At 52.5% G+C, this 6,137-nt stretch carries 4 protein-coding genes; all 4 read left to right on the top strand.

Annotation, left to right across the window (positions count from 1 at the left end; genetic code table 11):
• Nucleotides 1–148: 148 nt before the first annotated feature.
• The 4 genes from ACZ25G_RS03080 (at nucleotide 149) to thyX (ending at nucleotide 6,130) form a co-directional block, all read left to right on the top strand.
• Entirely contained in the window at nucleotides 149–1,048 is a 900-nt protein-coding gene (locus tag ACZ25G_RS03080) for a DUF4368 domain-containing protein (protein WP_463681497.1), read from the top strand.
• A gap of 207 nt (nucleotides 1,049–1,255) precedes the next feature.
• Nucleotides 1,256–2,791 (top strand): cardiolipin synthase, encoded by a 1,536-nt coding sequence (gene cls / locus ACZ25G_RS03075; protein ID WP_463681499.1) that lies wholly within the window; start codon nucleotides 1,256–1,258, stop codon nucleotides 2,789–2,791.
• A gap of 227 nt (nucleotides 2,792–3,018) precedes the next feature.
• The gene (locus tag ACZ25G_RS03070) at nucleotides 3,019–5,319 is read left to right on the top strand and encodes an ATP-dependent helicase (RefSeq protein ID WP_463681498.1); all 2,301 of its coding nucleotides are present in this window, start codon (nucleotides 3,019–3,021) and stop codon (nucleotides 5,317–5,319) included.
• A gap of 34 nt (nucleotides 5,320–5,353) precedes the next feature.
• Nucleotides 5,354–6,130 (top strand): FAD-dependent thymidylate synthase, encoded by a 777-nt coding sequence (gene thyX, locus ACZ25G_RS03065; RefSeq protein ID WP_463681496.1) that lies wholly within the window; start codon nucleotides 5,354–5,356, stop codon nucleotides 6,128–6,130.
• Nucleotides 6,131–6,137 lie beyond the last annotated feature (7 nt).

Below are 6,137 nucleotides of genomic sequence, written 5' to 3'. Positions count from 1 at the left end.
TATCCCATTCGGATCGTTATTCAGTTTTCAAGGTACAATGAAAAGGTCTTTCACTTATTCCCACTGGCAGAGGTCAAATGCCCCCCTAAACGGGAAAATATTTCTGAATGAAAAAACCTCTTCACTCATTTGGACAAAGGGTGCCGAAATGCACACCCAATTTCAGGCTTTCTCCAAAAAATATTTTGAGAAAACTTATCCCCTCACTTGTTCCCACTGGCAGAGGGCATTTGGGGACGTCAATCTCAAAAAGCAAAAACAGCAGGAACTCAGGAAGAACAAACGCAGACCGACAAAGACAAATCGGAAAAGTCTGTTTTCCGGGCTGGTATTCTGTGCCGACTGCAAATCGAAACTGCACTTCTGCGCTGCCAAATCACTCAAGCGCAATCAAGAATTTTTCCGCTGCGCTAACTACAAGGACGGCAGAGGAAGCTGTACCATCCACTTCATTCGGGATGTGGTGCTGGAAATGATTGTGAAGGAAGCGGTTGCGGGTTTAGCGGATTTTGTGCGCTGCTATGAGTCGGTATTTCTCTATATGCAGAAGCAGAAATGCGGGGAGTTTCAGAAGAAACGGCAGCAGGAATTGAAGCTTTCCATGGAAAGTAGAAGAAAGCGGATTGCCGATCTGGACAAACTGTTCAGCCGGATTTATGAGGACAATGTGATTGGGAAGCTGCCGGATGAGCGCTATGCAAGGATGGCGGCGGAGTATGAGTCCGAGCAGAAAGAACTGCTGGACAAGGTCAGGGAGGAAGAAAAGCATCTATCCGAAATGGAACAAAAGTCGGTGGATATGCGTCTGCTTTTACAGGGGCTGCGGGAATTTACCGACATGAAAGAGCTGACGCCGACGATTGTCAACAAGCTGATCCGTCGCATTGAAGTGCACAATCCGGAAAAAAAGCACGCTCGAAAATCGGTAAAGGTCGACATCTATTTTACGGCGGTGGGACTGGTGAGCATTCCTGACGAGCAGGAGATCCGGAGAATGATGGAACAGATACGAAGCGCATCACTGCTTCCAAAACAGCTGACCGCATAAAAAAGAAAACGGTGTAACCCGACAAAAATCGGGTTACACCATCTTCTCTACATTTTACTGCCTTATCAGCACGGGGCATTCCGGCGGTTGTTTGTTTTTTGAAGAAATTCTGTTATAATGAAAAATAGATCCCTTTCGTAGAGTGGAGAAAAAGAATAAAGGTAGGGTGAAATTGTGTCACATGACGAGAAAAAGAGCATGAGCCTCATCAAAAGGCTGTTTAAGCTGATCTTCAGCCGGATGGTCTTGGTGGGCCTTTTGCTGGTGCTCCAGGTCGCGGTCCTGGTGGGCGGGATTGCCTTCCTCAGCAGTTATTTTTTCTATGTTTACGCGTTTTTCTGGCTGTTGAGCCTGGGTGTTGTCATATGGCTGCTCAGTCAGAAGGACAACCCCTCCTTTAAGTTAGCATGGACCATCCTTATCCTGTTGCTCCCTGTTTTTGGCGGGCTTTTCTATATTATCTGCGGCGTGAACCGTCCCACCCGGAAGTTTGCCCGGCAGATGAACGATATCTGCAAGCAGACCAATCCCCTCATGGTCCAGGAGCCGGAGATTCTGGAAGAGTTGGAAGCCCAGGACAAAGAGATTGCCCTTCAGTCCCACTACATTGCAGATTACGCTTCCTACCCGGTGTATAAAAACACCGAGACAGAATACCTTTCCCCGGGAGAGGTAAAGTTCGAGCGGTTGAAGGAAGAACTCCAAAAGGCGAAACACTATATCTTTTTGGAATACTTTATTATTGAAGAAGGCATCATGTGGAACAGTGTTTTGGACATCCTGCGAGAGAAGGCGGCCCAGGGGCTGGACGTCCGGGTGATGTATGACGATATCGGCAGTATCCAGACACTGCCCTATAAATATGACGAGAAGCTCAGAAAGATGGGGATCAAGGCCAAGGTATTCAACCCCTTTACCCCCTCTCTTTCCATTAAAATGAATAACCGGGATCACCGGAAGATTGTGGTCATCGACGGCCACACCGGCTTCACCGGGGGTATCAATCTGGCGGATGAATACATCAACGCCTATCCAAAGCACGGACATTGGAAGGATGCCTCCATCATGATCCGGGGGGAAGCGGTGTGGAACCTGACGGTCATGTTCCTTCAGGCCTGGAATTTCCAGCAACGGGAAGACCAGGATTTTGAGGGTTTTAGGCCGCGAATCCATTGGGACGATGAGTTCCCTGACGACGGCTATGTCCAGCCCTATGGGGACAGCCCCATGGATGGGGAGACGGTGGGCGAGTCGGTCTATATGAATATCATCAACCGGGCCCGGGACTATGTGTATATCAATACTCCCTATCTCATTGTGGACAATGAGATATACACCTGTCTTGCCTTGGCGGCCAAAAACGGTATTGATGTACGGATTGTAACCCCTCACATCCCGGACAAATGGTATGTGCATTTGCTGACGCGGGCCTACTATAAACAGCTGATCCGGGCGGGGGTCAAAATTTATGAATACACCCCAGGCTTTATCCATTCAAAGACCTTTGTCAGCGACGACGTACTGGCGACGGTGGGCACCATCAACCTGGATTTCCGCAGCCTGTATATGCATTTTGAATGCGGCGTGTGGATGTACAAAAGCCAGGCAGTGATGCAGGTTAAGGAGGATTACCTCAAAACCCTGGAGGTGTGCCAGCCGATTACCCTGGAGGACTGCAATCGGGTCAATCTGGCCCAGCGCTTTATCCGGGGCCTGTTGCGGCTGTTCGCGCCGCTGATGTAAGAGCTGGGTATCTGCGTCATAATCTCAACGAGGAAAAAGGAGCGGTAGGTCTACCGCTCCCTTTTTTACGGGTTTGTGAATTTTGCGGCAACACTTCAGAAATTGCAGGTTTTATGTTATAATACAACAGATATGTCGATTGGGAAAAGAAAGGAACTTTTTTTGTGAGCCAATTGGAAAAAGACAACCAACTGAAAAAACAAGCGCTGGAACGGGTTTTTTCCCGGATGAATGAACGGCAGAAAAAAGCGGTATTCCGCATTGATGGGCCTGTCCTCATCCTGGCGGGAGCGGGCAGCGGTAAGACCACCGTCCTTGTCAACCGCATCGCCAACATGGTCCGGTTTGGGGATGCTTACAGCGCGCCTAATTTTGAGGAATACAGCCCGGAACAGCGGGCTTTTTTACAGGGCTTCATTGACGGGAAGGAGTCCGATCTGGATGCCCTTTCGGCCATTCTGGCCCATCGGCCGGTGCGCCCTTGGAATATTCTGGCCATCACCTTCACCAACAAGGCGGCGGGGGAGTTAAAATCCCGGCTCGCCTCTATGCTGGGGGAGGACGCCCAGGATATCGGGGCGGGCACCTTCCACAGCGCCTGTGTACGGATCCTTCGGCGGGAGATTGACCGGCTGGGATATAAGAGCAGCTTCACCATCTATGACACCGACGATTCCCTTCGTGTCATCAAGGATTGCCTGAAGGATTTAAATATCAGTGATAAGAACTTTGCCCCCAAGGGGATTTTGGGGCAGATCAGCCGGAGCAAGGATACCATGACCACACCGGCGGAGTTTACAAAGCAGGCGGGAAGCGATTACCGGCTGGCCACCATCGCCAAGGTCTATGAGCTGTATCAGAAGCGGCTGAAAGACGCCAATGCGGTGGACTTTGACGATATTATCTGTTTGACTGTCCAGCTCTTTGAAGAGAATGAGGACGTTTTGGAATACTACCAAAACCGGTATAAATACATCCTGGTGGATGAATATCAGGACACCAACCACGCCCAGTACAGATTGGTCAGCCTCCTGGCCCAGAAGCGGCAGAACATCTGCGTGGTAGGCGACGACGACCAGAGCATCTATAAGTTCAGAGGCGCGGATATTGAGAACATCCTCAGCTTTGAAAATCAGTTTCCGGGAGCGCTGGTCATCCGGCTGGAACAAAACTACCGCAGCACCCAGAACATCCTGGATGCGGCCAATGAGGTTATCCAGAACAACACCGCCCGCAAGGGGAAAAACCTGTGGACCGACAGCGGCGCCGGCGATAAAATTTGCGTCCGGCGGCTTTACAGCGAGGCGGAGGAGGCCCAGTTTGTAGCGGATACCATCCTTTCTGACGTCGCAAACGGCCAGAGGTACTCCGACCATGCCGTGTTATACCGGATGAACGCGCAGTCCAACAGCGTGGAAAAGACCCTGGTCAAGTCCGCCATCCCTTACCGCATCATCGGCGGCCTCCGCTTCTATGAGCGCAAGGAGGTCAAGGACATGGTGGCCTACCTCAGCGTCATCAATAATCCAGCCGACACGGTGCGCTTAAACCGCATCATCAACGAGCCCAAGCGGGGCATCGGCGCGGCCACTGTGGCGGCAGCCCAGCAGATCGCCCTGCAAACGGGAAACAGCCTTTTTGATATCTTTGCCACGGCGGATGAATATGCCGCCCTCTCCCGGAAAGCAGCGGGGCTGCGGTCTTTTGCCGCCATGATCCAGGAGCTTTCCGAAACGGCCCTGTCTGGGGAACTGTGCGACCTCTTTGACCAGGTCATGGAAAAGACCGGTTACCGGCTTATGCTTACCGCCCAGGGAGATGAGGGAAGAATCCGGCTGGAAAACGTGGAGGAGCTTCGCTCCAACATTGTCAGATACTGTGAAGAAAATGAGGAACCTACCCTCTCCGGCTTTTTGGAGGAGATTTCTCTCTATACCGATATCGACAACTTTGACCCCGACGAGGACAGTGTGGTGCTCATGACCATGCACTCGGCTAAGGGCCTGGAGTTTCGCAACGTCTTTCTCATCGGCATGGAGGAGGGCATCTTCCCGGGAATGCAGTCGATCTACAACCCGGCAGAGGTGGAGGAGGAGCGCAGGCTGGCCTATGTGGGGATTACCCGGGCCAAGGAGCGCCTGTATATAACAAGCGCTTCCCAGCGGATGATTTTTGGCTCCACTGCCCGCAACCGCCCCTCCCGCTTTATTGGGGAGATCCCCAAAAATCTCTGTGATTTTGAGGACAAGACCATCATCATCCGGCCTGTCCAGGAGACAAAGCCCTTCAGAAAACCCGGCATCCAGGACGGGGTGCGCAGCTCCATCGGCATCGGCGGGGCGGGGAAGCCCATGCAGAAGGGCCAGACCGGATTCCAGCCGGGGGACGGAGTGCGCCACAAGGTTTTTGGCGACGGCATCGTCCTGTCAGCGGTACCTATGGGCAACGACCGGTTGTTAGAGATCGCCTTTGACAAGGTGGGCACCAAGAAAATTATGGAAAATTTCGCCCGTTTGGAAAAAATATAGCGGCTTCTGCCGCCTATCTCAAGGAGGGGATCTAATGGCTTATGTAACACTGCTGGCATACACTCCGATGCCGGAAAAGATTGTGGCCTCGGCGGCCAAGCTCTGCTATGCCGCCAGCTCCATCGAGACGGTGATGGATCACCTGGATGAAAAAAAGACCTCTGATTTTGTGCAGATGCTTGCGGAGCTGGGCCATGAAAGCCCGATCGAGCACGCTTCCTTCACCTTTGGCATTCAAAATGTGTCCCGGGCTCTATTGGCGCAGATTACACGGCACCGGATTGCATCTTTTTCGGTACAGAGCCAAAGATATGTAAAGGAAAATCACTTTGAGTTTGTCACCCCGCCGGAAATTGCGGCCGATCCGGAGGCGGCGCGGATTTTTAAGGATTCTATGGACCGCGCCCTGGAAGATTACCTGCGTCTTTCCGACATCCTGCAGCGGCGCCACGCAAAGGAGCTGATGGAGCAGGGCATCGACGAAAAAACCGCGCAGGCGCGGGCGGAGAAGATGGCCATTGAGGATGCGCGGTTTGTGCTCCCCAACGCCTGTGACACCAAGATGATCGTCACCATGAACGCCCGGAGCCTGCAGAACTTTTTCCGCCACCGCTGCTGCAACCGGGCCCAATGGGAGATCCGGGAGGTAGCGCAGCAGATGCTGGCCCTGTGCAAGGAGGTAGCGCCCACCCTCTTTGGGAAAGCGGGTCCCTCCTGTGTAGCCGGCCCCTGTCCCGAGGGGAAAATGTCCTGCGGAAAGATGGCCCAGATGAGAGAAAAATACCTGGGAAAGACTATGGAACAAGACTGAGGAGGCA

Source organism: Zongyangia sp., assembly GCF_965361945.1.
The sequence above is the reverse complement of the archived record's forward strand: the minus strand, read 5'-3'. Positions and strand labels throughout refer to the sequence as shown.